Origin of the sequence: Halobacteriovorax sp. GFR8 (genome assembly GCF_050955245.1) — a bacterium.
Lineage (GTDB): Bacteria > Bdellovibrionota > Bacteriovoracia > Bacteriovoracales > Bacteriovoracaceae > Halobacteriovorax_A.
Map to the genome: position 1 here is coordinate 2,636,227 of NZ_JBPBLR010000002.1, position 25,757 is coordinate 2,661,983.

Annotated in this window: 25 protein-coding genes; 13 read left to right on the forward strand and 12 right to left on the reverse strand. The window is 37.6% G+C overall.

The annotated features are described in order from the left end of the window. The first annotated feature begins 3 nt into the window (after positions 1-3). Complete coding sequence (gene tpiA / locus ACRXC1_RS13200) at positions 4-729, forward strand: triose-phosphate isomerase (RefSeq protein WP_392910239.1); 726 nt, start codon at positions 4-6, stop codon at positions 727-729. Here tpiA and ACRXC1_RS13205 read toward each other — a convergent pair whose 3' ends face one another. Both ACRXC1_RS13205 and ACRXC1_RS13210 read right to left on the reverse strand, forming a co-directional pair. After that, positions 730-1,815, reverse strand: coding sequence for a hypothetical protein (locus ACRXC1_RS13205; RefSeq protein WP_433659486.1), 1,086 nt, complete (start codon positions 1,813-1,815; stop codon positions 730-732). An 86-nt stretch (positions 1,816-1,901) separates the two neighbouring features. Next, positions 1,902-2,801, reverse strand: coding sequence for an endonuclease/exonuclease/phosphatase family protein (locus ACRXC1_RS13210; protein ID WP_433659488.1), 900 nt, complete (start codon positions 2,799-2,801; stop codon positions 1,902-1,904). Positions 2,802-2,961: 160 nt separating this feature from the next. On the opposite strand from ACRXC1_RS13210, the gene ACRXC1_RS13215 reads away from it, so the two are divergent. Beyond that, on the forward strand, positions 2,962-4,398 hold the full coding sequence (locus tag ACRXC1_RS13215; RefSeq protein WP_392910245.1) for a phospholipase D-like domain-containing protein: 1,437 nt from the start codon (positions 2,962-2,964) through the stop codon (positions 4,396-4,398). A 119-nt stretch (positions 4,399-4,517) separates the two neighbouring features. Next, the gene (gene secG, locus ACRXC1_RS13220) at positions 4,518-4,865 is read left to right on the forward strand and encodes a preprotein translocase subunit SecG (protein WP_392910247.1); all 348 of its coding nucleotides are present in this window, start codon (positions 4,518-4,520) and stop codon (positions 4,863-4,865) included. 47 nt (positions 4,866-4,912) lie between these two features. On the opposite strand, the gene ACRXC1_RS13225 is transcribed toward secG, so the two are convergent. The 3 genes from ACRXC1_RS13225 to ACRXC1_RS13235 all read right to left on the reverse strand — a co-directional run bounded on the left by ACRXC1_RS13225 (position 4,913) and on the right by ACRXC1_RS13235 (position 6,820). Next, the gene (locus ACRXC1_RS13225; protein ID WP_433659491.1) at positions 4,913-5,614 is read right to left on the reverse strand and encodes an ankyrin repeat domain-containing protein; all 702 of its coding nucleotides are present in this window, start codon (positions 5,612-5,614) and stop codon (positions 4,913-4,915) included. A gap of 100 nt (positions 5,615-5,714) precedes the next feature. Further along, positions 5,715-6,185: a single-stranded DNA-binding protein gene (locus ACRXC1_RS13230; RefSeq protein ID WP_021268448.1), complete on the reverse strand. Its 471-nt coding sequence runs from the start codon at positions 6,183-6,185 to the stop codon at positions 5,715-5,717. 212 nt (positions 6,186-6,397) lie between these two features. Further along, positions 6,398-6,820: a hypothetical protein gene (locus ACRXC1_RS13235; RefSeq protein WP_433659494.1), complete on the reverse strand. Its 423-nt coding sequence runs from the start codon at positions 6,818-6,820 to the stop codon at positions 6,398-6,400. 389 nt (positions 6,821-7,209) lie between these two features. Here ACRXC1_RS13235 and ACRXC1_RS13240 point away from each other — a divergent pair, with 389 nt between their 5' ends. The 7 genes from ACRXC1_RS13240 (at position 7,210) to ACRXC1_RS13270 (ending at position 14,935) form a co-directional block, all read left to right on the forward strand. Further along, positions 7,210-9,960 carry a Tad domain-containing protein gene (locus ACRXC1_RS13240; RefSeq protein WP_433659496.1) on the forward strand — a complete coding sequence of 917 codons (2,751 nt, stop codon included), beginning with the start codon at positions 7,210-7,212 and terminating at the stop codon, positions 9,958-9,960. Positions 9,961-10,094: 134 nt separating this feature from the next. Continuing rightward, a complete protein-coding gene (locus ACRXC1_RS13245; protein ID WP_433659498.1) occupies positions 10,095-11,093 on the forward strand; it encodes a histone protein in 999 nt (332 codons plus the stop codon). A 69-nt stretch (positions 11,094-11,162) separates the two neighbouring features. Next, positions 11,163-11,405 (forward strand): glutaredoxin family protein, encoded by a 243-nt coding sequence (locus ACRXC1_RS13250; protein WP_392910257.1) that lies wholly within the window; start codon positions 11,163-11,165, stop codon positions 11,403-11,405. 20 nt (positions 11,406-11,425) lie between these two features. Further along, positions 11,426-12,739: an HD domain-containing protein gene (locus ACRXC1_RS13255; protein WP_392910259.1), complete on the forward strand. Its 1,314-nt coding sequence runs from the start codon at positions 11,426-11,428 to the stop codon at positions 12,737-12,739. A gap of 50 nt (positions 12,740-12,789) precedes the next feature. Next, positions 12,790-13,464 (forward strand): hypothetical protein, encoded by a 675-nt coding sequence (locus ACRXC1_RS13260; RefSeq protein ID WP_392858550.1) that lies wholly within the window; start codon positions 12,790-12,792, stop codon positions 13,462-13,464. Further along, on the forward strand, positions 13,457-14,362 hold the full coding sequence (locus ACRXC1_RS13265) for a hypothetical protein (protein ID WP_392910261.1): 906 nt from the start codon (positions 13,457-13,459) through the stop codon (positions 14,360-14,362). Before ACRXC1_RS13260 ends, ACRXC1_RS13265 begins: the two co-directional genes overlap by 8 nt. 66 nt (positions 14,363-14,428) lie before the next feature. Next, entirely contained in the window at positions 14,429-14,935 is a 507-nt protein-coding gene (locus ACRXC1_RS13270; RefSeq protein ID WP_392858547.1) for a rhodanese-like domain-containing protein, read from the forward strand. A gap of 8 nt (positions 14,936-14,943) precedes the next feature. On the opposite strand, the gene ACRXC1_RS13275 is transcribed toward ACRXC1_RS13270, so the two are convergent. From ACRXC1_RS13275 to mreC, 6 genes are all read right to left on the reverse strand, one after another. After that, complete coding sequence (locus ACRXC1_RS13275; RefSeq protein ID WP_392858546.1) at positions 14,944-15,429, reverse strand: MarR family winged helix-turn-helix transcriptional regulator; 486 nt, start codon at positions 15,427-15,429, stop codon at positions 14,944-14,946. A 77-nt stretch (positions 15,430-15,506) separates the two neighbouring features. Then, complete coding sequence (locus ACRXC1_RS13280; RefSeq protein WP_433659502.1) at positions 15,507-15,779, reverse strand: hypothetical protein; 273 nt, start codon at positions 15,777-15,779, stop codon at positions 15,507-15,509. A 63-nt stretch (positions 15,780-15,842) separates the two neighbouring features. After that, positions 15,843-16,955, reverse strand: coding sequence for a rod shape-determining protein RodA (rodA, locus tag ACRXC1_RS13285; RefSeq protein WP_392858542.1), 1,113 nt, complete (start codon positions 16,953-16,955; stop codon positions 15,843-15,845). Between the two features lie 14 nt (positions 16,956-16,969). Further along, on the reverse strand, positions 16,970-18,985 hold the full coding sequence (mrdA, locus tag ACRXC1_RS13290; protein ID WP_392910263.1) for a penicillin-binding protein 2: 2,016 nt from the start codon (positions 18,983-18,985) through the stop codon (positions 16,970-16,972). Further along, positions 18,985-19,515 (reverse strand): hypothetical protein, encoded by a 531-nt coding sequence (locus ACRXC1_RS13295; RefSeq protein ID WP_021268664.1) that lies wholly within the window; start codon positions 19,513-19,515, stop codon positions 18,985-18,987. The genes mrdA and ACRXC1_RS13295 overlap by 1 nt, the downstream gene beginning before the upstream one ends. Further along, a complete protein-coding gene (gene mreC / locus ACRXC1_RS13300; RefSeq protein ID WP_392858539.1) occupies positions 19,512-20,402 on the reverse strand; it encodes a rod shape-determining protein MreC in 891 nt (296 codons plus the stop codon). The genes ACRXC1_RS13295 and mreC overlap by 4 nt, the downstream gene beginning before the upstream one ends. Positions 20,403-20,531: 129 nt before the next feature. On the opposite strand from mreC, the gene ACRXC1_RS13305 reads away from it, so the two are divergent. From ACRXC1_RS13305 to ACRXC1_RS13315, 3 genes are all read left to right on the forward strand, one after another. Further along, entirely contained in the window at positions 20,532-21,995 is a 1,464-nt protein-coding gene (locus tag ACRXC1_RS13305) for a peptidylprolyl isomerase (RefSeq protein ID WP_393098633.1), read from the forward strand. 24 nt (positions 21,996-22,019) lie between these two features. Next, on the forward strand, positions 22,020-22,250 hold the full coding sequence (locus ACRXC1_RS13310; RefSeq protein WP_021268351.1) for a ferredoxin: 231 nt from the start codon (positions 22,020-22,022) through the stop codon (positions 22,248-22,250). 122 nt (positions 22,251-22,372) lie between these two features. Further along, the gene (locus ACRXC1_RS13315; protein WP_433659506.1) at positions 22,373-24,205 is read left to right on the forward strand and encodes a hypothetical protein; all 1,833 of its coding nucleotides are present in this window, start codon (positions 22,373-22,375) and stop codon (positions 24,203-24,205) included. A gap of 462 nt (positions 24,206-24,667) precedes the next feature. Here the strand turns inward: ACRXC1_RS13315 and ACRXC1_RS13320 are convergent, their stop codons facing one another. Beyond that, complete coding sequence (locus ACRXC1_RS13320; RefSeq protein ID WP_433659508.1) at positions 24,668-25,720, reverse strand: hypothetical protein; 1,053 nt, start codon at positions 25,718-25,720, stop codon at positions 24,668-24,670. Positions 25,721-25,757: the final 37 nt, after the last annotated feature.

The window sequence follows — 25,757 nt, forward strand, 5'->3', positions numbered from 1 at the left end:
AATATGACTGAGAGAACGAAGTATATCGTAGGAAACTGGAAGATGAATCAGAACACAGAAGACGTTATCGCCTTCTTTGATGCTATCGACAGTTCTAAACTTCGTCACGAAGCATGGATTGCTCCACAAGCAATCCACATCCCTATTTGTCTTCAAAATACTGACGACTTTAAGATTGGTGCCCAAAACTGCGCAACAGAAAATAGCGGAGCCTTTACAGGAGAAATCTCTCCTGCTTCACTAAAGGACATCGGTGCCCACTTTGTGATCATTGGTCACTCTGAGCGCCGCTCAATCTACAATGAAGATGATGCAACTCTAAATGCAAAAACAAAAATCGCTCTTTCAAATGACCTAACAGTAATTTTTTGTATAGGTGAAACTCTTGAGCAAAGAGAAGCTGGTAAGGTCGAAGAAGTACTCTCAGAGCAACTTCGCCTAGGTCTTGCTGGTATTAAGAGTGACAAAATCATCATTGCCTATGAGCCAGTATGGGCCATTGGAACTGGTGTAACCGCCACTCCTGAGCAAGCACAAGAAACTCATGCCTTCATTAGAAAATACATCAATGAAAGTTTAGAAATCGATGGAGACAAAACTTCGATTCTCTATGGTGGATCTGTTAAGCCTTCAAATGTAGAAGACCTCCTATCATGCCTAGACATTGATGGAGGCCTTGTTGGTGGTGCTGCCCTACAAGCGGACAGCTACATGGGTCTTCACGCTTAATTAATAAACGTGAACTTTCATTTCTTCAGTATCGTTACAACTTAATTCCTTGTAAGTCTGAACATCATCAATTGATGGCAAACTTCCCCTTGGTAAGTATAGATTCTTAGTAACTCCTAAGACCGTTCCGTCGGGCTTAGCAAAGACACGCCAGTCTGTTCCCCAATCTGTTTCAAAGTCAAATTCACCTAAATATTTTCTTTCTTCAGCAAAATAAATGAGACTATCAACATTGATCTTCATATCACGACGAGCAAACTCTGGATGATATGGTAAGTAGAATTGAAACTCTTGTCGATCCCCTGCTTTAGCTGCAGGAAGAATCTTTAGAATCCCCTGAGAATTAGTAATTGCTACTTCCATTGAGTCATGAGTAAGTGTGCGAACACCTTTGACAAGATAGCCATTCTCTTTTGCACAATGAAAGTAGTTATTAACTTTTAAGAGATCTTCTCTTCCATAGAAATCATGGCGAAAGATTAGTGACTTCTTCCTAAGGAAGAATAATCTCTTCTTTGTATAACCAAGTTGTCCTACTGATGCTTTAAGAGATTTCTTAAGGCCCTTACGTGCATCAATTTTCTTTGTGAATGAATGAGTGATTAAGTTTGGATTATAACGATAGTGTCCTTCCCGTGAGATCTCATTAAGGATGCCCTCAGCATCACATCCAACAAGCCCAAGATAGCGAATATTTGGATGCACAGACTTGAAAAGGTCCTTTACGTCTTTTCCGTTAATACTTAGAACAGCTCCCATATTATTTGAACCCGTTGTATTTTGACTTGTACCGGCCGCATGGGATGCCCAGAACACGGCAATATTATTTGGGTTGTGCAGCTGGCGACGTAGCTCGTGAAAGTCCACACTATGTTTGACGACAATATTGTAGCCAGACTTATCAAAGTGCTTCTTGAAGATTTTTTCAAGTTTCGGATCAATCTTCCAGCCTTTAGGCTTGTACCAAATACGAGGTGTTTCAAGAGATGTTAGTAATACGACATTTGGTTTTACATCTTGCGCATATGTAAAATGCGCAGATACAAACGTCAGGACAGAGAGTGACAAAATAATTAAAGCTTTCATGCCCGAAAAATTAGCATAAAAAAATGAACACTAAGGCCTAATTAAAGTTAAATTCAAATGTTAAAATTTACCAACAATTAAGCTTACTATTGTATATCAACTCTTAGTGAGACTGGACAGTGGTCAGAAATAAAGCGTTGATACCAAGAGAGATTTTCTAATCTCTTTGTATTGCGGCTACTTCCACCACAAGCACGCCAAATTTCGACATACTTCGTTTCAGTATTATCAGATACGTAGAAGTGATCAAAAACATTTCCAGAGCCACCATTACGATAAGTATAATCGTAGTCACTAGTTCTTCTCGTCACATCAATTGACTTAAAGGCATCTCCTAGAACAACGAGGTCAGATTCCTTGTCTTCATAACGAGAATTACGATATGTATTTAAGTCCCCTGCAATAACAACAGGAAGATTGCTTTGGCGATACTCGAGAACTCTCTTATTTAAATTATTAACTTGCTCAAGGCGTGCATCTATCGAGCTAGGCCCGGCCTTAAGGTGGAGGCCGACTAAGTGAATTAATGGCTTCTTTGAATAACGATCGATAACTTGTCCATAAAGGGCCGGTCTTAAGTAAGGACGGTTTTCCATAAGTGGATAAGTATAGTCGTCATCACCTTTTTCAGGAACGATATCTAGAGACTTTTTTAAACAGATCATAAGATGCTGGTGATTGAATTGCTCATGACGATAAGAAACACAATGGTGACCAAGGCCATTCATTAATTGCCCTAATCTTTCTGTGTCGATGACTTCTTGAAAGAGAAAAATATCAGTATTGATATACTTCGTACTTAGAAACTCTGTAATAAAAGGATCACGATACTCGTCAGATCTTTGTCCTGAGATCTCTCCTCCCAGTCCATACCAACGTAAGTTAAATGTTGTAATTTTTAAACTACTTGCAAAGCTATTTCCAGAAATCGAAAATACCGTTGCAGCACAGGCCAGCCATGGCCAAAGTCTCTTAAGTCTTCCCATATGAAAATGGTAAATAAGGGATTGCCGAAGGTCAAAGTAATAATCCATTTAAGTTGCTGATATCACTTTCTGACCATTTTTTTTATTGAAATAATTTCTTACAACCTTCTCATTTCGCATTGCGTGGGATACACAATGCTCAAATCTGAAGGGAGACTGAATGAAAAAACTGCTATTTACGACACTAATTGCAAGTAATATCTTCGCTGGGGCAAGCTTTTGGGCGCTCTTCTCACCACACCAAGGAGAGGAAGCATTTAATCAGATATACTCAGCAATCGATGGTTCAAAAGAAAAGGTTTGGCTAACTGTCTACAGCTGGTCGGATTCAAAAGTTGCAAAGAGTTTAGAAGTCGCATGCTTATCAGGTGTTGACGTAAAAGTTGTCCTCCACCCTAACCTTAGAAATAACTCTCGAGTTAATGATTACGCAACAGCAATCGAAGATGCTGGTTGTGGTGTAAAGTTTGCTTACAAAAAAATGCATGAGAAGTTCTCCATTGTAGATGATAAATGGGCCTTCAACTCAAGTGCCAATCTTTCAGGTGGTGCCAAATCTCGCTACTCTGAGAATTTTATTTTCAACAATGACTCTTCACAAGAAGGTCGCCTAACAATCAATACTTTAAATCGTGAGTTCAAGTTTCTATGGAACTCGGGAAAAGATATCTACACTTCAGAAACACAAGAAGAAAACCTAGCATCTCTTGATCTTGAAAGTTTAAAGAATGATCCAAATGAAGAAGAGAATCCTTCCTTTGTTTCAAGTTCAATGAACTTTAAATACACAAACCTAAAGCCATCATCTAAGAGCTACCTTCAGGGACGCTATATCAAGATGACTGCTCGTAAAGTAAATGGACAAAAGACATGGCTAGTTCGAGATGCCATGATTAAGCTAATCAATGAATCGCAAAAGAATATTCTTGTTAATGTTAATCACCTTGTTATCAAAGAAGTTGCTGATGCACTTCTAGATGCAGTTAAAAGAGGTGTCGACGTTAAGATTGTTGCCGACAATCAAGAATATAAAACAAGCACAAAATCAAAAGAGATGACTCCTTACTTTGTTTATAATTGGAAGAAACTTCCTGGAAATAAGAATAAGGTCGCACCAGTAAGAATTAAGTACTATTCTCACGCACCATCTCCACGCCACTGGGCATTGAATCACCATAAATACATGATCTTTGACTATGATGAGAATGATTTCTCAAAAACAAAGTTAATGAGTGGTTCATACAATATTTCAGAAACAGCGGAGCTCACTCAGTTTGACAATATGTTCACTTACAAAGGTGAAACTTTCGCTCAGCTCTTTAAAGACTTTAAAGGTGAATTTGATAACCTTTGGTTTTTAAACAGAGACGAGGATGATAAGCCGACTCAGGAAGCTTGGGACCGTGTTGCAAAACCTTATAATGGAAATATCTATCTTCACACAAAGATGCCCGTTTCTCTTACTTGGCCAGAGATCTACAAAGTTAGAAAGGCCGTCGCAAAAGCAGCACCTCAATTCTTTAGAAATGCTTACAAGAAGCGCGACTGCTATCTTTTTAATCTAGAAAAGCAGATCTTCACAGGTTGTCCAAACTAAATAAACGATCAGTTTCAATATTTATAACTCATTAGGTCATAGACAATACTTGTCATGGCCTCGATGTGTTGATATAAATTGTTGTTAATTTATCTATTTATATTGAAAGGAAATAAATTATGGTTACTGGTTTAATGATTTTTCACGGTGTTGTTTCAGTACTTCTAATCATCGTAGTTCTTCTACAATTTGGTAAAGGTGCGGAAGCAGGTCTTCTAGGTGGTGCTTCAGAAGCCGTATTCACAGGTAGCCAACAAGGTAATATCCTAAGTAAAATCACAGTTGTTCTTACAGTTCTTTTCCTAGGTAATTGTATTCTTCTAGCGAAGATTCAATCAGGTAAAGAGTCTAAGTCACTTCTTGATAGTGCAGCACCAATTGCAGCTCCACTTAACTCTGATACAACAGCTCCAGCACAAGCTCCAGCTGAAGAAACAAAATCAGAAGCAGCTCCAGCAGCAAAGTAATCAAACTAAAAGTTACATAATAAAAAAGCTCCCATCGGGAGCTTTTTTTATTTCTTCTTCATTAATTTTATAATTGAGTCTATTCCCATCTCCTGTGCATACTGAGCAACAGTCTTTCCACTTGCATCCGGTATATTGGGGTCCGCCTTCATTCCTAATAGTGCACGAACATTGTCAAAACGCTTATTCTTGATCGCAATATGAAGAGGAGTATCCCCTCTCTTATTCTTCTCATTTACATCAGCGCCTTTTTTGGCAATATAGTAACGAATTGATTCTGGTGTTGATTTCTTTGCCATAGCAAAAAGCGAGGCCGGTCTTCTCTTCTTGTGAACTAGGCTTACTTCTGGAACAGAAGCAATTCCACGAGACTTTCTCTTCTTTGCAGCTTCGGCCGCCTTGGCCTCGGCAACAAGTTGAGCTTCATTTTTAAATTTATCTTCAACGAAGCTTACTTCATAATCACTGATGACAAATGAGCTATTTTCAATTTCATTGAGGTTTACATCCTCAAGTTGCCAATCTTTTTCAGTTTGAACAACTCTCTTTGGAGCATCACCTTTAAGATCCAGCTTCTCTTCCGAGATCCCATAAAGGTCTGCAAGATAACGATACTCAGCCTCTTCACTTTCAGTTAAAAGCATCTCATTACTTTCAACCTTACTTAACGGCAGAAGACCACCGTGCTGTTCAAAAGAACCACATGAAGCCAAAACAACTAAAAATGTTAAAAATCTTAACTGACTCATCAACTCACTTATCGCCAAGAAGTTAAGATTTCTTTAACAAATAGTAAGGCCACTCATAAGAGTGGCCTTAAGTATTCAAATTTATTTAGAAAATTAATCTCTAGAATGGGATGTCATCAGCTGTGAATGAAGCGTTAGATGAAATATCGTAACCTTGGTTCATATCATCTTGCTGAGGTGGCTCTTGATTGAATGAGTTGTTATTCGACTGACCCATTGAAGCACCTTGACCTGCAGATGGAGCTGCTCCACCTAGGAATTGTACAGTTCTTGCATTGATTTCTGTTGTGTATCTCTTGTTACCGTCTTTGTCTTCCCAAGATCTTGTTTGAAGTTGACCTTCTAAGTAAGCTTGACGGCCCTTTGCTAGGTATTGACCACATAATTCAGCAAGTTTTCCCCAAACAACAACTCTGTGCCATTCAGTTCTTTCTTGTTTTTGTCCGTTTTTATCTGTCCAAGACTCACCTGTTGCTAGTGAGAAGTTACATACTGCCATCCCAGATGGTGTGTACTTAAGCTCTGGATCTTGTCCTAAACGTCCTACTAAAATAACCTTGTTTACACTCATTTGTTCCTCCAATCTTAATCGCGTATAACTGAAACAATACTTTAGAATTCAGTTATAACCGCAAGGTTGAGTATTACCTTAATACTTTACTACAATAATACGACTTTCCCTTATCGAGAAGTCATAAATAGCCTTGCAAATACAAAAAAAAGAGCAAGCTGCGTCAAGAGCTTGAAATGATAAAAGTGAAAAAATTGGGATTCTATTTTTTTTTAATTCATGTCTGCAAAAGCTTGCTCTACATTTTCTGGAGCAATTTGAGCATGGCCACCTCTGGTCTGCCAAAACTCTTTTACTTTCGACTTAGCGATACGAACATCTTTCTTGTACCATGCTGCATCAAAGCCACAATGAGGACATGGAATTTCTTTTTTGAAATTCAGTCTTAGTGCTGCTTCAAAACCGGCCCAGTATAGAAAGAATGAGAAGATTCCTGCAAAGCTCACAAATGGGTATAGTATCCCAGTTGTAGCAACAGTCAGCATGAATACTTGGAAGTAATTTTTTGCATTCATATGAGGGTTTGTGATAACTGCCCTTTGAGTGCGACAAAGAGGACAGAAGAATTCAATATGCGCTTTCTTAAATTTGTAAGTACGCGTCTCTAATGGATTAAATGAATTCAATGTCTTCAATTATCGCCCTCCTAAGCATCGACAAAGTTAACAAACTTCGACTCCTTAATTTTACCAATTTAACTCCCCTGTTATAAGCAGGTAAAAAAGGTACCAGGCCCTGTTCTTATTCATCCATGAGTCGAACAAGACCATAAGCCTGGTAGAGATAAGCACCCAATAATCAGGTACTTAAAGATGACCGATGTGGCCATGGTTAAGGTGGTTAGCCTTGCCTGCACAAACGTTCTACTCCAGGGATCAGGCACCATATCCTTGGTACCTATTACTATTACAAGTTCAATGCCAAAATAACTCAGTGCAACTAACTGAAAATAGAAAGTGTTCATATGAATTGACGCATAAATGCCACTTTCGGTAGCATTAAGTTACCGGAAAAATAAGGCACTATGACACAAGCACATCATTCACATTCAAAAAAACTAGTTAAAAATAAAAAAGGCCAAATCAGTATCTTCTTTGGAGTTACCCTCGTGGCCATCTTCTCATTTATCGCATTTGTGGTGAATGTAGGACTCTTTGTAAAGGCCAAGATCAATCTGCAAAATGCAGTTGATTCGGCTGCATGGTCAGGAGCAGCCTCCCAGGCCAGACAGCTAACAAATATCGCTCACCTAAACTGGGAAATGCGAAATACTTATAAAGAGTGGATGTTTAAGTACTACGTTCTAGGTCAACTTGCTAATGAAAATACTCACGCTAATACAACAGCGACAATGAACTTTGCCTTAAAAAGGTTTGATGAAACGGGATCTGACTTTAGTAGTGGTGTTAAGGGTGACCATTATAACGTTCCTTCTATATGCCTTCATTTTGGTTCAGGTAATAATGAAAACCTTTGTACAATTTATCAAATCCCTGGTCTTCCACGTTTTCACGTTGCAGGTATTCCAGATGTAAGTGAAGAGTTTGAAAGAACAATGGATGCCTTTGTTAACTTAAAGGCCAAGAACTGTATGGTTCGTTCGACTTACAACTTTTCGGCCGCAAAGAACTACGCCTTTGCCGCTGGAGTTTCCCAAAACGATGTTCCAATTGCAGCTGCAGACCGCACTGGTGCTTGGATTGAATCGATGGAGCTTGCCCTTCGAATTAGAAACCTTGAAATGATTGTTAATCGCCCACCTATTACTCAAGGAATTTGTGGTGGTGGTGCGGCTACTGGCTGTATAAATCCACAACAACTAAGTATGGAGAACCAGTCGACAGGTATTCCAATTAACGATCGACCACTAAAGGCCTATTTTGCAGCATCTAAGTCTGTTGGTGGTGGGATTTTTAATGAAAGCTTTGGTTCTTCGCTACAGAACTCATTAGTTCTTTATGAGTTAGCACCAAAAACTTTTACACCTTCTCCACAATCGCTTTCCAGCTTTCTCATCCCTCAAGATGCCAGTTATAATGGTGGAGAGCTTGTTGCTTCTTCAAAGCGCTATCTTGATCTTGTTCCAATGATCATGAACTTCACAACTTTCTTTACTACTTTTGCACCAACGACTGAAGGGATTTCAACAATTGCCGTTCCAGACTCAAGTGGAACAGCAGCGGAAGCCTCATGTGCCTCAACAAAAACGGCCCTTCCTGTACCGGGCTATATCCTTGGATTCTATAAGAACCCAAAGGTTGTGACTTACTATGCAGTTAAGGCAAAAGTTAAGTACACAGGACTTTTAAACCCATTTGGCCAAGTTATTGATATGGCCGCATATGCAGCGGCAAAGCCATTTGGAGGACGAATTGGACCAGCTCTTGTTTCTCCTACGGTTGGAAAAGACTACGCTGAATCAAGCTCAAACTCTGCTCGTATCGCTAATGCTTCTGGTTCAAGAAGCGCGAACTTCATTATGGGATTTACAACAACAGGTGACCCAAGAACTACTAATGACCCAACAGATGGTGTAAAGATTCAAGGCCTTCCACTACCAGCAACTTCAGACTTCTTTCTTGATGCAGCAGATACAACAGCGGCCATTGGTGGTATTCCTTCAAACGTCGATGTTAAGTTTACAATCCCGAATATGATCTACAATTTAAACTCGCAAACGACTTCGGAATCAGATCTACCAACCCTTGCTTACAACCCGAATCCAAGTAATATCACAGGTGAAAATGCCGGATTATTTACAACAAGGCAATTTGTAGATCTGAGAGCAAATATTCCAAACTACACTGTTAATCAAGCAGGTGTAACGGCCCAAAACCTCCTGGAGGCATTTCAAAATGTTCGTGCTCCAACCAATTACGATGCCATTAACTATATGGTTCCTACAGTTGATAGTTTAGAAACTGATACAACAGCTGATCATTTTCCTTCTGTTCGCTATATTGATCCATCGGCCAAAACAATTGGTTATTTTGCTCCACTCTTTCATGGGACTCTTCTCTATAAGGACCGTGAAGCACTAACTGGAGTTCTAACTGACTATATCGATACTTTAAGTGATGCTGTTATTGTTTTTCGCAAGGCCCTCAGCTTTTATGCTACTAAAGTTAGGAATACGAGTGCGCAGGATCCAACGGCATATATTGATGCATCAAAGGCCATATTTGATCCAGATGTTGATGGGGATCCGACGACAACAACTGTCGCCCTACCAATTCCACAGTGCCAAAAGCAAAGTATCGCATCTCGCTTCACATACTTCATTCTTGGAAAAGATGAAGAAGCAAAACCAGATAATTGTGAAACAATCCCACTATTGGGTGCCGTAAAGACCTATATTAATAACAAGGCCCAGCAAAATCAATCTAACCTCTACTATATTACGACTTATCGCCAAAATAACGAGGCCAACCCACCTTCGCCCTCTCTAAACAACAACTCACTTAGGACAGCATATGCTCCAGGTAAGGATTATGGCGGGGAAAACAATGGCCGTTCGGTGAACCCATTTACTAACAAGGGTAAGAACCATCGTCGAAATGCCTATTCAACAAAGCTTATTAGCCTCGTATCAATAACAGATACTGCATCTGGCTATGCAAAGAATGAATCGAATTATATGGAGTTTCAGGCAGGCTTTTCACCAGAAGGAGAAACTCCTCGAAGCCCAGAAGATGTAAAAGCCACGGGGGATGTTATTTCAAACCCTCTTCCAAAAACAGAACTCTCTGAATTTGGTCCTGATTTATACTTCTAATCAATTTATCTTAATTTACCGACTCCCCTTTAGAATGGCCTGTAATGGGCCATTATAAATAAAAAAGAGCTTGCGAAAATTTAACGATCTTTTATATACTAGGGACGTATTTATAACTTTTTCGCGAGGTATATATGGCAAAGAAAAAAGTAGCCAAGAAGACTGCCAAAAAAACTGCAAAGAAAGCAACGAAGAAAGTTGCAAAAAAAGCGGCAAAGAAAGTAGCTAAAAAAGTAACAAAGAAAGCAGCAAAGAAAACTGCAAAGAAAACTGCAAAGAAAGTAGCTAAAAAAGCAACAAAGAAAACTGCAAAGAAAGTAGCTAAAAAAGCAACAAAGAAAACTGCAAAGAAAGCAGCAAAGAAAGTAGCTAAAAAAGCGACAAAGAAAGCAGCAAAGAAAGCAGCAAAGAAAGTAGCTAAAAAAGCGACAAAGAAAACTGCAAAGAAAGTAGCTAAAAAAGCGACAAAGAAAACTGCGAAGAAAGTAGCTAAAAAAGCGACAAAGAAAACTGCAAAGAAAGTAGCTAAAAAAGCGACAAAGAAAGCTGCAAAGAAAGTAGCTAAAAAGGCGACAAAGAAAGCTGCAAAAAAAGTAGCTAAAAAAGCGACAAAGAAAGCAGCAAAGAAAGTAGCTAAAAAAGCAACAAAGAAAGTAGCTAAAAAAGCGACAAAGAAAACTGCAAAGAAAGCAGCTCCAAAAGCAGCAAAGAAAGATACTAGTAAAAAAGACTCAACAAAAGGTCTTTCTCGTGAAGAAGCAATTGCAATGTATAAAGAGAAACACAAGGATGCTCTTGATTCTCAACTGGCAGACTCACTAAAAGAGTATGAGATTGAAGATAAACTTGCAGTGGCCGAAGAAACTAAGCTTGAAACAATTGAAGAGAGCGAAGATAGTGTTGGACTAGAAGCTGCAGAAAACTACAGTGAGCCAGGACCAAATCTTCAAGAGGAATATAATCCTGACGATGAACAAGATGAAAAAGATGATATGAGCTTTGGATGGGGATACAATGATGCATTTGACTCACCGGAAGAAGAAGTATCAACAGACGATCTTGATGAAGACGAAAGATACGCTCTTGGTCTTGATAAGTCTGAAGAAAATGAAGATGAGGATGATTTTTACTAAAATCTATTGAGATAAAATATAAATAACGAAAAAGCGGCTTTTGCCGCTTTTTCTATTTGGAACGATATTATGAAATTAGAATTTTTTTACTATACAGGTTGTCCATTTTGTCATCGCGTTATGGACGTAATTGATCAACTAGGGATTAATTTAACTTATTGCGATATAATGAATGACACATCGGCCCTAGAAAGGCATATTAAGACAACAGGAAGACGTACAGTACCTTGTCTCTATATTGACGATAAGCCAATGTTTGAATCGCAAGATATCATTAACTGGCTAGTTCAAAATAAGGATAAGCTTAAATAATTTTTTGAGGAAGTTATTCAATGGAAGTAAGAGACCCGGTCCACGGATCAATTCACATCTTAAAAGAAGAAGAACCAATTATTCGTGCAGATTTTTTTCAACGTCTTCGCAATATTAAACAACTTGGTTTCTCTGAATATATTTTTCCTGGTGCGACTCATACCCGTCTTATTCACTCTATTGGTGTGATGAAAGTTGGAGAGATGGCATTTGATCGTCTCTTTAAAAACCAAATCATCACAAAAGAACACTTAAGAATTAAGGAGACTTTTAAGCTAGCTTGTCTTCTGCATGATATTGGACACGCTCCACTAAGCCACTCGACAGAGGTCGTGATGCCAAAACTTAAGGATCTAAAAATTCCTCAAGAATATCTTCTCGGTCGTGATCAAACAAGTGATCGCCAAGCGACTCATGAAGACTATACGATTAAGGCCATTGCAGATAGCTCTCTCGCACATAGCTTAAAAGAAGTTGAAAAAACTTTTGGTGTTGAAAGAAAGTATATTGCGGATCTTATTCGTGGTGAGACTAACGACCATGACTATTTTAAAATTGATGGTATTAGCTACTTCCCTCTTCTTCATCAACTTGTTTCAAGTGAGCTTGACTGTGATCGTATGGACTACCTTTTAAGAGATAGTTACTTCTGTGGTGTTAGCTACGGTTCTTATGATCTTGATTGGCTACTTGATAATCTTGAAGCTGCAATTATTGATGGAAAGGCCACGTTAGGAATATCTGAAAGAGCTGTCATTACTTTTGATGATTTTCTACTAAGTCGCTACCACATGTTCATCATGGTTTACTTCCACTACCGTGCAGTTTGCCTTGAAAAGCTTTTACAACGTTATTTTAAAACATCTCCATATGAGTACTTAATCCCGGCCGATATTGAAAAGTATATTGAGCACGATGATTATCACCTTATGAAGATTTTAAGACACTCAAATAACCCATATGCAAGGGCGATTGTTAATAACCAAACGCCAGAAAAGATTTTTGAATCTTTCAACTCTTCACAATTAGCAACTCTAGAAAAGGTTCAAGCCTACTTAGAGTCTATCAATATGGAAGTAATTCGCTCATCTTCAACAGGACGTCTATCTAAGTATTACGCTGCAGATAGACCAAAGAATAAGGGGCAATACACGATGAAAGTTGTAAGGAACTCAAAAATGGGTGGAAAAACAGAGTACTTCGATATTAACGAAGCAACTGACCTATTCCACAAATTTTCGAAGTCCCATGCTATTAATAGACTTCATTGTGATATGGAAAAACTAAGCAAAGAGAATTTAGCAGAAATTAATAAAATTATTTCTTCAAATTAATCTTTGATTCTTTGGACTAGGCTCGTCAAGGTCGTCTATAATAAATAGATATGAATAAGTTTTCACTTTATGTGCTATTAATTTTGCTTTACCTCGGTATATCGAAGAGCTTTTCTCCGTCTGAGAAAAGAACAATCTTTGTTCCAAATGCTAATGCATATGCAAATATTTTTAAGGGCTCACCTATTTCAGTAATTCTTGAAAGAGAGTTTTCAACTGGCGCCCTCATTAAAACTTATCATCACCGCTATCAAATCATTCATGCCTTTAAGGCACCACAAAGAATTAATGTAAGAATCTCTCGTGAGTTCTTTCTTGAGAACCAAGCAAATATTGGAATGTCTCTTTTTAGAAGATATGAAAATGATGTAAGCTCAACAGTTCCGATGCCCCCTGGTTCAATTTACATTGGCTCACCTGCTTATGGAACATGGAGAACTTCGGATTCAGGACAAAAGGTTTGGCGCTTTCACCGAACATATAAGAACTTCCCTCAATTATTTCACTGGGGAGACTTTACTCCAACTTATGATTTCTACCGTAGGATGATTGTTCTTGAAAAGGCAAACTCTCCTTTCTATGGACTAAATAATGAGTTTGGAACAAAAGGTTCTGTAACCACTGCACACTATGCATTTAAGAAGAAAAGTGAAAACAAAACAACACTAAAAGACATATTAAAAAAATATACTAGTTTACCTAAGTGGGAACAAAAGAATGAATGAGTTATACGATAAATTAATTATTCGAATTATTTTTGCACTAATTATTTGCTTTATTATTTATATTTATAAGCAAGCTCATTTAATTCTCTTTCCATCAATCAAACACCAAATTTTAAAAAAATTCTCTCCATCAAAAAACTCAACTGATACGATTCACCTCTTCGGACGAATTATTGGTATTGGAATCATCTATTCAAATATTGTGATCAATGTTTCTGATGGGATGTACTTTGCACTAGGACAGCTTTTCTTAGAGTCTCTAATGGTTATCGCTCTCTACCTTGCATCTCTTTATATCTTAGAAAGTATTGTTCTCTACAATTTTGAATATGCTGATGAAATCTTACGACGCAAAAATTACGCCTACGCTATTATATGTTTTTCTCACTCAATCTCGTTGGCTTATATTTTAAAAACAGTTATTAAGGTATCAAATAGCTCTCTAATTATGACGCTATTCCTATGGCTCTTTGCCGTTGTTCTCATAGGATTCTGCTCTAAGACTTTTCAAATTATATCGAAGCTCTCTTTTAACAGACTTCTCGTTCAAAAAAGTCTTGCTGTTGCAATTTCATATATGGGATTCATCTTAGGACTTTGTACAATTATCTCTTCTTCTCTTGATCACTCTCTACAAGATATTAAGTGGTATACAATTCAAGTGATTCTAAAAATCCTACTTTCCATTATCATCATCCCTATTATTAGAAAGGGGCTCATTCTGGTCTTCTCAATTCAAGATGATCTACAAATAAAGAAAGATGATACTGACGATGCAAACCTAAGTGTAGAGCTCGGGTATGGTATTTATGAAGGTGCTATTCTTTTCACCTCATGCTTCTTAACGACGGTTATCACTGGGAATATCTATTACGGAAATTTTTACCCGCTCTTCTAATCAAGACTCGTTTTCTCATTACTCCTTTTGTTTAGCCGATATGGAATTGGAACGAGGAGGAATTTCGTGGATTTAAAATATTTTCAAATGCTTGATTTTATCAATACTAGACTAACTAATATTGAGCGTAACCTTGCAAAGATTGACGAAAAAGTCGACTTCTCTGTTTCACTTCAAAGAAATCATTTAATTCGCGTAAAGAACGGCGAATTCATTGATGATAATATGATTCTAATGGGACTTCCATATAATGACCTATCACCTCGCAAGGCATTTGATGTCTACGAAGACAAGGATATGGACTATATTATTTTAGATATCACTCCAAAGGATTATGAGAAGCCTGTTAAGCTTGAAGGCGCAATCCATATTCCTTATGAAGATCTCGATCACCGCTATGTTGAGATCACAAATAAGACAACACCAATCCTAGTCATTAGCGAAGATGGGCTTAAGTCAATTCAGGCGTGTGAAAAGCTGGTAAAGAAAGGCTTCTTTAACGTGAATAACGTTTCAGGTGGCTACAAATTTTGGCCAGCAACACAAGGTTCCGTTGTTGTAAAAGTAGCTTAAACTATTTACTAAAAATCGAGTGATAGGTTGAGTTGAATCCTCGACTCTAATGTATGCCTTTCAACATTATTTAATTTGTTGTGCATATTCTCTAGAGTAGATTGAATTCTTTCAAGCTCAACCTCTCCAATTCTTCTCGAATAATTTCCTTCAATTAACTCAAGAACATCAAAGAGAGAGAACTTAAATTTCTCACCATATTCTGTTAAATAAACGCGTTGTTCACGCTTATCAACTTCAGAAGACTTACGAATGATATAGCCACGTTTTTGTAATTCGTTTAAGTGACTCGTCATTGTTTGCTTCTTTAGGCCACAAGCAGAACCAATCTCCTTGATCGTCGGGCCCTCGTTTTCACAAATATAAATAAGAATTTCAAGAAAGCTCGGCCTTAAGTCTGTAAAGCCTTTCTCTTGTAGATAACTAAGAATGTGATTACTGTAGATACGATAGATCTTCTTCAGTAAACTTCCAATTGCAGATACGTTCTTCATTGCATACCTCACTAGCACGAATATTGTAGCGAGAGTAAAAAGACATAGTCAAATATTAGTACTATTTTAATCAAATCTTAAAATGAGCGCTCAAAACGATGGATCAATTCATAAGGCACTGATTTCACAAGAAGCTGTCCCTGTTCCATCTCTCCACCTTCGTGAATGACATTAGTATTAGGTAATTTAAGATCAGCAGTATGAACATATTCAAAATCTAGCCCTAGATTCCACATATCTTCCTTAAGACGATCGAATAACTCGAATTCACTACCAAAGCCGGCCCCAAAAGCCTGTGGTGCGGATAGTAATAAGACAAGTGTTAAAAGTTTGATCATCTTTTTTGGCATATTTGCTCCATATTAAGGTGTATTACCTATATAAATGCATTATCGATGCCAAAACTCCCCTATTTAAAAGAAGCGTCTCGTATTTGAAATTGAAGTAGCAACCCCTATACAAACCCCAAAGGTTAAAAGAGAAGAACCTCCATATGACATCAGAGGAAGAGGCAATCCTACAACTGGAAGCAGTCCCATAACCATCCCCATATTGATAAAGGTGTGCCAAAAGAAAATACTCATAACTCCAATAATGGTGACGGACTCAAATATTCGACTGACGTTCACGGATAGCCAAACAAATCGAAAGAATAAAAAGAGATAGAGTCCAATAAGAAGAATGGCACCAAAGAATCCATGTTCTTCATTGTAAATTGAGAAAACAAAGTCGGTGTGATTTTCAGGTAAGTAGTTCAGTGAAGCCTGAGATGACTTTCTTAAACCTTTACCAAATATCTTTCCTGAACCGATCGCAATTTTTGACTGAATGGCATTGTAGCCAGTCCCCTTTGCATCAGCAGTGGGATTAATGAATGTTCTAATACGATTTCGTTGATATTCCTTTAGACCAAATTGATACATCACTCCACCACTAACAAGGCCAACAAGTGCGAGAATAAGAAGTGTCTTCCACTTTAGTTTTCTAAAAAATACCATTGTAAAGAAAATCAAAAGAATAAGAAGCCCTGTCCCTAAGTCTGGTTGAACAATAATTAAAATCGTTGGGATAAAAGCTAGGATGGCAGGCTTGATTAAATCCTTTAGTCCAAGTTCATTATCAGGAGCATAGTTTCTAAAGTACCTTGCTAAGACGAAGATCACAGATATCTTCATTAACTCCGAAGGCTGAAACCTAATAGGACCAATCATTAGCCAACGCCTTGCCCCCATTCCTTTGTGACCTAGAACGATTACTAAGATGAGCAGAACGATATTGAATAGATAGATAGGCCAAGCAAAGCGATAAAGGTTTTGAGGGTTAATAAAGCTAATAACAAAAGCAATTACAATTGAAAGAGCGTACCAACCGATCTGCACCTTAAATAAATTAGCATGCGCAGTCGAAGCTGATGCATGAGTTGCTGAATAAAGATTTAGAATTCCGAAGAAGAAGATTACCGTACTTAAAAGAAAGAACGAAAAATCATACCTTTTAAAAAATTCTTTAATATTAGATAAATCCATTAAGCTCTCACTTTTTAATCTTCCGTTTGACCTTCATCATCACCGTCAGACTCTTCATTCTTTTTTTCTTTCTCAGCTTTTAGCCTTTCAGCTTCTTGTCTCTTCTTTCTTCTTTCAGCAAAGAAGTCAGACATTATCTTACGATCTTCCTTAGCGTAAATTTTATGAAGATCAGGCATATACTTTTTCATATATGTTGTAAGGACATTACGAACAATTGGACCAGCAGCACCTGAACCTGAACAACCATGTTCAACGACAGCGGCAACTGCAACACGCGGGTTCTCATAAGGAGCGAAGGCCACAAATAAACCGTGGTGTCTTTGATTATATGGTTTATCAGCACAACGAGAGAAAAGTTCAGTTGTACTCATTGAGATAACTTGTGATGTTCCTGACTTACCGGCCATCTTAACACCAGTCCCTCTGACCCACCAACCAGTACCTCTAGGGTGATTTGCAACTTCATAAAGGCCTTGCCTTACATCAATTAAAGTTTGTTCACTTACTTTAGCTGTTTGGACAAGATCTTCTTTAAAGCTTTTAATAATATCACCTTTGTTATTAAAAACTTCTCTTACGATTTGTGGTTTATAAACTTTCCCACCATTAGCAATGGCCGCATATGAAACGGCTAACTGAAGAGGTGTCGTTAGCATATAAGACTGCCCGATAACACAACTTACCGTTTCACCATCTTGCCACTTCTCTCCGAAGCGTTTTTCTTTCCATTCACGAGTTGGGATTAATCCCGTTGTTTCTCGTGGTAATGCAATTCCAGTTTTTTCACCAAGTCCAAACATTCTCGAGTATTTAGCAAGAATATCAATATCAAGCTCAACTGCAATCTTGTAATAATAAACGTCTACAGATCTTCTTAAAGATTTATATAAGTCAGTTATTCCGTGTCCTGATCTTTTCCAGTCATTATATGTACGACGTCCAAGGCGAAAGCGAGGGCCACACATCACTTCATCTTTAGCTTTAATTATGCCTTCTTCTAAAGCAGCAATTGCTGTAAAGACTTTAAAAGTAGAACCTGGTGCATAGTGATCTTGAATCGTACGATCTCGAAGAGGACGATCAGGGTTATTAATGAGAGAATTCCAATACTCTGAAGTTAGACCTTTTGAGAATTGTCCTGGATCAAAAGAAGGACGTGAAACCATAGTTAGAACTTCACCATTTCTAACGTCAACGGCCACTACTCCACCAACTTTTCCCTCTAATGATTTATAGGCCGTCTTCTGCATATCTCGATCAATAGTTAGCCTTAGATTATTTCCAGGTGTTGCCTTTTTATTTTCAATTCCGGCAAGAATATTACTCGTTCCAATAGATCGACGCATACGCCCTCTGGCATCAACTTCCATAATTTGATAACCATCTTCACCACGTAGATCACGATCAAATCTTTCCTCAACACCAGCTTGTCCGATAAAGTCGCCAAGCTTGTAGTCGATATTATCTCTTTTGCGATAGCGTGGAAGTTGATTTTGAGAAATCTCACCAATATACCCTAATAAGTGAGAGCCTACTTCTTTGTCTCGATATTCACGTGAAATAAATGTTTCGACCTGAACACCAGGAAGCTTCTCGTTCTCTGTCTCAATAATAGCAACTTCTTTATTAGAGATATTCTTCTTAATACGAACAGGACGATAGCGTGCTTGACCACGATACTTTTTTAAAGTCGAGTGAATTTCTTTCTCACTCATATCAAGAATCTTAGCAAGCTTTTTAATCGTCTCTTTTCTATTATCAAGATATTGAGGAATGATAACTAAGTCGAAGCGAGGAACGTTATCAACAAGTAGTTGATTATTACGAGAAAAGATCATTCCCCTTGGGGCCTTAACCGTTTCCTTTCTTAGTCGGTTTTGAATTGAATATTGATACAGAAGGTCACCTTGGTAAATCTGTAAGTACCATAAACGTATTAAAATAACCGCGAATGCAAGTGTGATTAATGTAAATAGAATGTCGGCCCTAGTCTTATGGGACCGAACTACTTCTTCTTCAGCAAACATTAGACATTATTCCCCATGAGGCCTTCACTCTTCGTTCTCCATACCTTATCAAGTAGAGAGAAGAAAATTGGAGCTAATAAAGATAAGATAATACTCTCAGGAATAAAGCGCCAAAATTTCTGTACAATATAATCGAAGCTATCAAATTTTAAGTAAAGTAATGATGAACTAATTAAAAACCAAAGTACTTGGAAGAGAAAAACTGTAAGCATTGTAATAAAGCTACTTGTAAAATGCAGAAGGTCTCTTAAGTAACCTATAACAATACAAATTAGAATTCCTGAAATCGTTCCATACTCCCAACCTTCAATAGAAAATAGAGAATGTGTTAACTGAAGAATTAAAATGATAATTGCAAGGTATGGAGTTTCTAATTTGAAACCAATATACAGAACAAGAAGTACATTAAATGGGATCATATACTTGTTAAGGCCAAATAGTGGTAAGAACGCACTGGCCAGAACTTCTAAAACAATCAGGATTAATACAGTAATTAGTAATCGAATTGGGATATCTGAAGACTTAATCATCTCCCATCTCCTTGTTGGGCATTATTCTCTAGAGCTTCCCACTCCACTCGCTTCTTATCTTGATCCTCAGAAGGAACAAGGACAGCAACTTCTTCTAGTTTTGAAAAGTCGACAGTTGGAGTTACTTCAAGGTGTTGAGTAATTCCGTAACTCTCTCTTTCAATCTTTGTGATAATCCCTACCGGAATTCCGCGAGGATAAATATTACCAAGACCGGAAGTAATAACTAAATCATTTAGACGAACAGGGTCTGTACGAACAACATATTTCATCACAGTACGCCAACCAGAATACCCTTCTAGGATCCCGTATGAGCGAGTGCGGTTAACAATGACATCAACGCGGTTACTTGGATCAAGAATTGTTAAAATATCTGCAAAGTGATCTGTTAGGCGATAAACGTAACCAACAATCCCATCAGAAGTGACAACCGTTGATTGTAGCTTGATCCCATCTTTAAAGCCTTTATCGATACGGATAACTCTAAAGTCACTCGATGAATCCCACGCAACAACTTGGGCAGAAATCATCTCGTGTTTGATTTTTTTACCAAAATTTAAGATTTGACGCAGACGTTGGTTTTCTTGCTCCAATTGCTTTAATGCAAAGACTTCTTGCTTTAGAGAACCAATTTGTTCTTTAAGCGATACATTTTCTTTCGACGCATTAACATTGAGCATATAGTCTTCAAAGAATGATGCTACATTCTTGTATGCATTTGAAATACCTCTTTGTAGAGGGGCCAAGGTGTCCATCATAACATTTTCAAAAATAGAGGCTTCTTTATAAGGGGCCTTACGCTTTGACACGCCGTAAAATGCAAGTGATAAGACAACTAGGTTAATGATTAATTTGGTTCGAGATCCTTCCGATGCAATTAGCTTCATTCTAATCCTAAGTTGCTATTTTTTTTTATATTAAAAGAGTACACAGGATTATTTAAACTGCCAATATTCTTTACGGAGTAGCATATTTAAGTGATAATATCGAAAATTAAAATTACATGGAGTGGTAAAATGTCATCTAATTTTCAGAAAAAATCATCGCAGATATTCCTGACTCTTTTCATCGGGATTATCGTTATTTCATTCATGGTTTCAGGCCCTTTCTTCAACACTGGTACACCAGACTCAATTGGTAGTGTTGCTGGTCATGATATCAAAGTACGTGACTTCAATATGGAAGTTCAAAGACAGTCAGATTTTTACTCTAAGTTTATTGGTGGAGGACAACCTCTTACTTCTCAACAAATGAGCCAGTATAAAGTTTACGACAACGCGATCAGAAATTTAGTATTCCAAAAGCTAAGAGTTGTTCTTGCTGAAGATCTTGGTGTTCTTGTTTCAAAAGATGAAGTTGTTAACGACATTAAAAATACTTCATACTTTCAAACAAATAAGCAATTCGACATCAATAAGTATAAGACTCTTCTTTCATACAATAAGTTCACTCCAGAAAATTATGAAGAAGAAACAAAAGAAAGAATTGCACAAAGAAAACTTCAAAATATTGTTCAACATGTACCTGTTTCAAAGGCACTAACTGAAGAATTAAATAAGCTATATAACGAAAAGAGAAATGCAAAAATTATCACAATCAAAAATGCAAATGTTAGAAAACTTGTAACGATCTCATCTTCTGACATCACTGAGTTTCTAAAAGAAGAAGCTAACAAAGCAAAAGTTGAATCTCTTTTTAAAGACAAACTTCCACTACTAAGCCAACAAGAAGAAGTAAAAACAAGACATATCTTAATTACTTTTGAAAATGGTAATGAAGCAGATGCACTAAAAGAAGCAAATAAGATCAGAAAAGAAGTTAACAAAAAGAACTTCGTAGCACTTGCAAAGAAATACACACAAGAGCCACAAGGTAAGGCCAATGGTGGAGACCTTAATTGGGTTAAGCGTGGCCAAATGGTTCCAGAGTTTGAAAAAGCAACTTTCACACTTAAGAAAGGTGAAATCTCGCAGCCAGTTAAAACTTCATACGGTTACCATATTATCTACGCCGAAGATCGCAAGGAAGCTGTTACAGCAAAGCTAGCAGATCACCAAAGAGATATTGCAAAAGAAATTCTTCAAAAAGAAAAAGATGTTGCTCCTCTAATGAAGAAAGCAATCACAGAAGTACAAAAAGCTGCTTCAAACTCAAAAGCACTTAAGTCACTAGAAGAAAAATACGGGCTTGGTATTAAAGAAATCAATATCAATAAACTTGAAGGTGCTGGGCCAACAGGTGAGCTTGATGAAAAACAAGTTGCTGAAGTTTTCACAAAAGACTCAGGTCTATTTACTTTTGAAGATGCAACACAAACAACAATTGTTGCAACAACTCCAGCTAAGTCAACAGATTCAAAGGGTTACGATGTAAACGCACTTACTAATATTAGTGCTCAACAAACTCTAAAAACTCTGCTAGATAAGTTAGGTAAAGAATATACTTTTAAGCAAAATAAATACGCACAATTACCACAGTAATTATAAATAATTTGGAGAAGTGAGATGGCCGACAAAAGCGCAAAATTTGATCAAAATGTAGATGGAAAATTCTATGTTGATGACCAATGCATCGCCTGTGATGCTTGCGTGATGGAGGCCCCTCGCTTCTTTGAAATGAATGACGATGAAGGACATGCCTTCGTAAAACTTCAACCTTCAAACGACGCAGAACTTGAAGAATGTATGTCGGCCCTTGAGGCGTGCCCAGTTGAAGCAATTGGAGAGGACGGTTAAGTCCTCAATTTCTTTGCAATAACCTCCCCTCTAAACTCCTTCTAAATTACTAAAATCACATCAAATTAAATCAAATTGAATTAAAGTTATCTCCCTAAATAACCGAGTAGTATAATATGGTTATGAGGTTGAAAACTCTATTTATTCTTACTAGCTTAAGCCTTAGTGCCGTTGCCAAAAATAGCAACGACGACGCAGAGGCACGCTACCTTCAAGTTCTAACAAGTCAGAACCCAATGTTTGAAAGTGCCATGAGTGTACCAGGCGTTCAAGATATGTACTCTGAATGCTACAAACAAGAAGCACAAAGAAGTTCATTCAACGGAATTGAAGTTGGAAACTGCCTATGGAGTAAAATTCAAGCAGATGAAGGAACCCTTAAACAGATCAATAAATTAGTTGAAAAGCAAAGTGGTAAAGATGGATCAGGACGTTATCGTACAACAATGGATACAACGAAAGGAACATCTAAGGGCCTTGAAACTTTAAAGCAATTTCTTATCGAAAAACTTGAAAAGGCTCTTTACGGAGAATTTGATAGCACTAAAGGTAAATTTGATAAGATTGCCAGCCAGAAAACTTTCTTTGAATTATATAAAACACAATTAGGTAAGAATATTATCTCTGCGGCTACAAGCTATTGTATTGAATCGAAGAACTACGGTTATCCTCTTATCTCTGAAGATGAAACAGAAAGAGAAACTATTAAAAATGAAAACCTTGCAGGCCTTAATCAAACTGTTGTTAAAACAGACCCTAATACAGGTGAGCAAAAACAAGTTCTAAAATCAGCAAGTAATTGGGAAGCCTGTATTGGTAATATTAATGCCGTCTGCTACGCAGGTGCGGCCGGCGGAGAATTCAAAGTCTTCAATCCCGACCCAAGCAACACTCAAGGTGGAAGGACAGTCGTCCGTGCAGATATTGTAAACGAATGCGCCAGACATGTTCCCGGTCAAGATAGTGATGAAAAAGTTGATAAGTGTGATGCCCTCGTTCGCTACTCCTACCCTAGAGCATGTAATGTTATTCAATATATTGAGTTAGCAAGACAGAGTATTACGACGACTGATGGAATTGCAAAAAAGTTTGAAAAACTACAAGGCGTAGATAGTTTATCAAACGTAAAAATGTACGACTCAAGAGAGAACTCTGACGAGAGTATTGATGCTCTCACAACAATCTCTTCTGGGGATGCAATGGAAGCGATGGCCAAAGGTCAAAAAGAAGAAATCGCAGCAATGGAAGAGTGCTACAAAGATGGCCAAATCGTAGACGCTGAAGCTTGTCAAAAATTCCTTTCATCAAATAGAGAAGAACAATACTCCTTACTTGGAGAGCTTAAAGTTCAAGAAGAAATCACACTACAAAAACTTAAGGATATCGAAGATAATCCAGAAGAAGTTGCAAAGCTACTAATTGAAGAAGGCTACACTGAGGATGAAGCAAAGAATCTTGCCACAGTACAAGGTGTAAAAGACCAAATCGCCAAACGCTACGAAGCCAAGAAAGACGCTATCCTTCAGTCATTAAGTGATGAAATAAAGAAGCATACAACAAAGGGTGATGAGTTTAGCGAGGTCGAAGACTTAGAAACAATAGCCGCACTTGCTGAAAAAACACAAAAGAGAGCGGAAAACTTCTCAAAACTTGTCCACTTCAACAATATTGTTTCTTCATATCTTGAAATTCGAAGTGGAGATGAAAATGAAGACACTCAACGAAACACTCGTGCACTTGCCATGGAGATGAAAAATTCGATTCTATCTGAAGAGAACCGTGAAAAATATCAAGAGATGGGAGTTGATCTAGGATCAATTGGCTACTCTGCTGATGAGCTAAATGAAAAGTTTGCATCAACAGGTATGGATTATTCTGAATCTTCAAATGATGATGCCACACTTGATGTTGGTGATATTAACACTTACCTTTTAAGTTTGTTTAAGGGTGAGTAGTTTTTGGTTCTTGCTAAATTTTACTTCGTAAAATTGTCGCTTTGATTATATGAAAAAGTAGGTTGCTTACTTTCACTTCGTGAAAGTGTCGCTTTTGTTTATATGAGAAAGTTTGTTGCTTACTTTCACTTCGTGAAAGTGTCGCTTTTGTTTATATGAGAAGGTTTGTTGCTTACTTTCACTTCGTGAAAGTGTCGCTTTTGTTTATATGAGAAGGCATATTGCTAACTTTAGCTTCGCTAAAGTATCGCTAAGAGCAAAGCTCGCGTGTTTCGGTCATGTAAGAAAGAATTTTCACTCATTTTCACTTTGTGAAAATATCGTTTTTTTTTGCGGCTTCTTTCCCATTGCTCCTGAAGCAACAAAGCCGGGCTTGAACCCGGCTTGTTGAAATAATTTTTTAGCTAAAGATTGGGGAGCTGGCGTAGCGTCCAATAGTTTGCCTGTGGGCAAACAATGACGCTACTCCTCATCCATAATAGCTTTAACAGATGACTTAGTTTCGAAAGCGATATCTTGATCGTCTTCTGCATCAATATCATCAACTTCGTCAAAGCTCTCATCCGCTTCGATATCCATCTCACGAAGAACATCAACGAATGACTTATCATCACTAAGATCTTTTAAGATCTCATCGATAACTTTTACCGGATATTTACCAATAATCTCTTTTACATATTTTTGAAGCATTCCTTCTTCAAGAATAGAGATCTTGTTTTTGATCTCTTTCCAATATCCAATATAGTGAAGACGACAGAAACCAGCTGTTGTAGCAGGGTTATCACATCCCTTTGCTAAACACTCATCCGTATCACCAAGGAAGTAATCTAAAGTTTCAGCAAGTCTAAATACTTCTTCTACTTTCTCTTCTTCTGATGATGGAAGTGGAGTCTTTTTAATGACAACTTCTTCCTCTTCTTCTTCAGGAATAACGTCTTCCTCAACCTCTTCTACTTCTTCTTCAAAAAGCTCAGGCTGAAGCTCAACAACTTCTTCCTCTACCTCAACTACTTCTTCAACAATCTCTTCCTTCTTAGCTTTTGCTTTGGTTGGCTTCGTTGTTGCTTTCTTAGCAGTTGTTTTTGCCGCAGCTTTTTTAGTTGTTTTCTTTGCAACTTTCTTAGCTGGTGCCTTAGTCGCTTTCTTTGCTACTTTCTTTGCTGCAGCTTTTGTTGTTTTCTTGGCTACTTTCTTAGTCACTTTTTTAGCTGCCTTTTTTGTAACTTTTTTAGTTACTTTCTTTGCTGTTTTTGGGGCAGCTTTCTTAGTTGTTTTTTTGGCTACTTTTTTGGCCGCTTTCTTCGTTACCTTCTTAGCAGCTTTTTTGGCCGTCTTTTTTGTAACTTTCTTAGCTGCTGATTTAGTTGTCTTCTTCGCAACTTTTTTTGCAGTCTTTTTAGCTGTTTTCTTAGCTGTCTTAGGAGCTGCTTTTTTAGTTGTCTTCTTAGTCGTTTTTTTCGCAACTTTTTTTGCAGCTTTCTTAGCTGTTTTCTTCTTAGTAGTTTTTTTGGCCATGCCTACTTTCTCCAAGATTTTCTTTAACATAACAAGT

Coding starts and splice junctions, on each gene's coding strand:
- tpiA (WP_392910239.1), top strand. CDS start 4: ATGACTGAGAGAACGAAGTATATCGTAGGAAACTGGAAGATGAATCAG.
- ACRXC1_RS13205 (WP_433659486.1), bottom strand. CDS start 1,815: ATGAAAGCTTTAATTATTTTGTCACTCTCTGTCCTGACGTTTGTATCT.
- ACRXC1_RS13210 (WP_433659488.1), bottom strand. CDS start 2,801: ATGGGAAGACTTAAGAGACTTTGGCCATGGCTGGCCTGTGCTGCAACG.
- ACRXC1_RS13215 (WP_392910245.1), top strand. CDS start 2,962: ATGAAAAAACTGCTATTTACGACACTAATTGCAAGTAATATCTTCGCT.
- secG (WP_392910247.1), top strand. CDS start 4,518: ATGGTTACTGGTTTAATGATTTTTCACGGTGTTGTTTCAGTACTTCTA.
- ACRXC1_RS13225 (WP_433659491.1), bottom strand. CDS start 5,614: ATGAGTCAGTTAAGATTTTTAACATTTTTAGTTGTTTTGGCTTCATGT.
- ACRXC1_RS13230 (WP_021268448.1), bottom strand. CDS start 6,185: ATGAGTGTAAACAAGGTTATTTTAGTAGGACGTTTAGGACAAGATCCA.
- ACRXC1_RS13240 (WP_433659496.1), top strand. CDS start 7,210: ATGACACAAGCACATCATTCACATTCAAAAAAACTAGTTAAAAATAAA.
- ACRXC1_RS13245 (WP_433659498.1), top strand. CDS start 10,095: ATGGCAAAGAAAAAAGTAGCCAAGAAGACTGCCAAAAAAACTGCAAAG.
- ACRXC1_RS13250 (WP_392910257.1), top strand. CDS start 11,163: ATGAAATTAGAATTTTTTTACTATACAGGTTGTCCATTTTGTCATCGC.
- ACRXC1_RS13255 (WP_392910259.1), top strand. CDS start 11,426: ATGGAAGTAAGAGACCCGGTCCACGGATCAATTCACATCTTAAAAGAA.
- ACRXC1_RS13260 (WP_392858550.1), top strand. CDS start 12,790: ATGAATAAGTTTTCACTTTATGTGCTATTAATTTTGCTTTACCTCGGT.
- ACRXC1_RS13265 (WP_392910261.1), top strand. CDS start 13,457: ATGAATGAGTTATACGATAAATTAATTATTCGAATTATTTTTGCACTA.
- ACRXC1_RS13275 (WP_392858546.1), bottom strand. CDS start 15,429: ATGAAGAACGTATCTGCAATTGGAAGTTTACTGAAGAAGATCTATCGT.
- ACRXC1_RS13280 (WP_433659502.1), bottom strand. CDS start 15,779: ATGCCAAAAAAGATGATCAAACTTTTAACACTTGTCTTATTACTATCC.
- rodA (WP_392858542.1), bottom strand. CDS start 16,955: ATGGATTTATCTAATATTAAAGAATTTTTTAAAAGGTATGATTTTTCG.
- mrdA (WP_392910263.1), bottom strand. CDS start 18,985: ATGTTTGCTGAAGAAGAAGTAGTTCGGTCCCATAAGACTAGGGCCGAC.
- ACRXC1_RS13295 (WP_021268664.1), bottom strand. CDS start 19,515: ATGATTAAGTCTTCAGATATCCCAATTCGATTACTAATTACTGTATTA.
- mreC (WP_392858539.1), bottom strand. CDS start 20,402: ATGAAGCTAATTGCATCGGAAGGATCTCGAACCAAATTAATCATTAAC.
- ACRXC1_RS13305 (WP_393098633.1), top strand. CDS start 20,532: ATGTCATCTAATTTTCAGAAAAAATCATCGCAGATATTCCTGACTCTT.
- ACRXC1_RS13310 (WP_021268351.1), top strand. CDS start 22,020: ATGGCCGACAAAAGCGCAAAATTTGATCAAAATGTAGATGGAAAATTC.
- ACRXC1_RS13315 (WP_433659506.1), top strand. CDS start 22,373: ATGAGGTTGAAAACTCTATTTATTCTTACTAGCTTAAGCCTTAGTGCC.
- ACRXC1_RS13320 (WP_433659508.1), bottom strand. CDS start 25,720: ATGGCCAAAAAAACTACTAAGAAGAAAACAGCTAAGAAAGCTGCAAAA.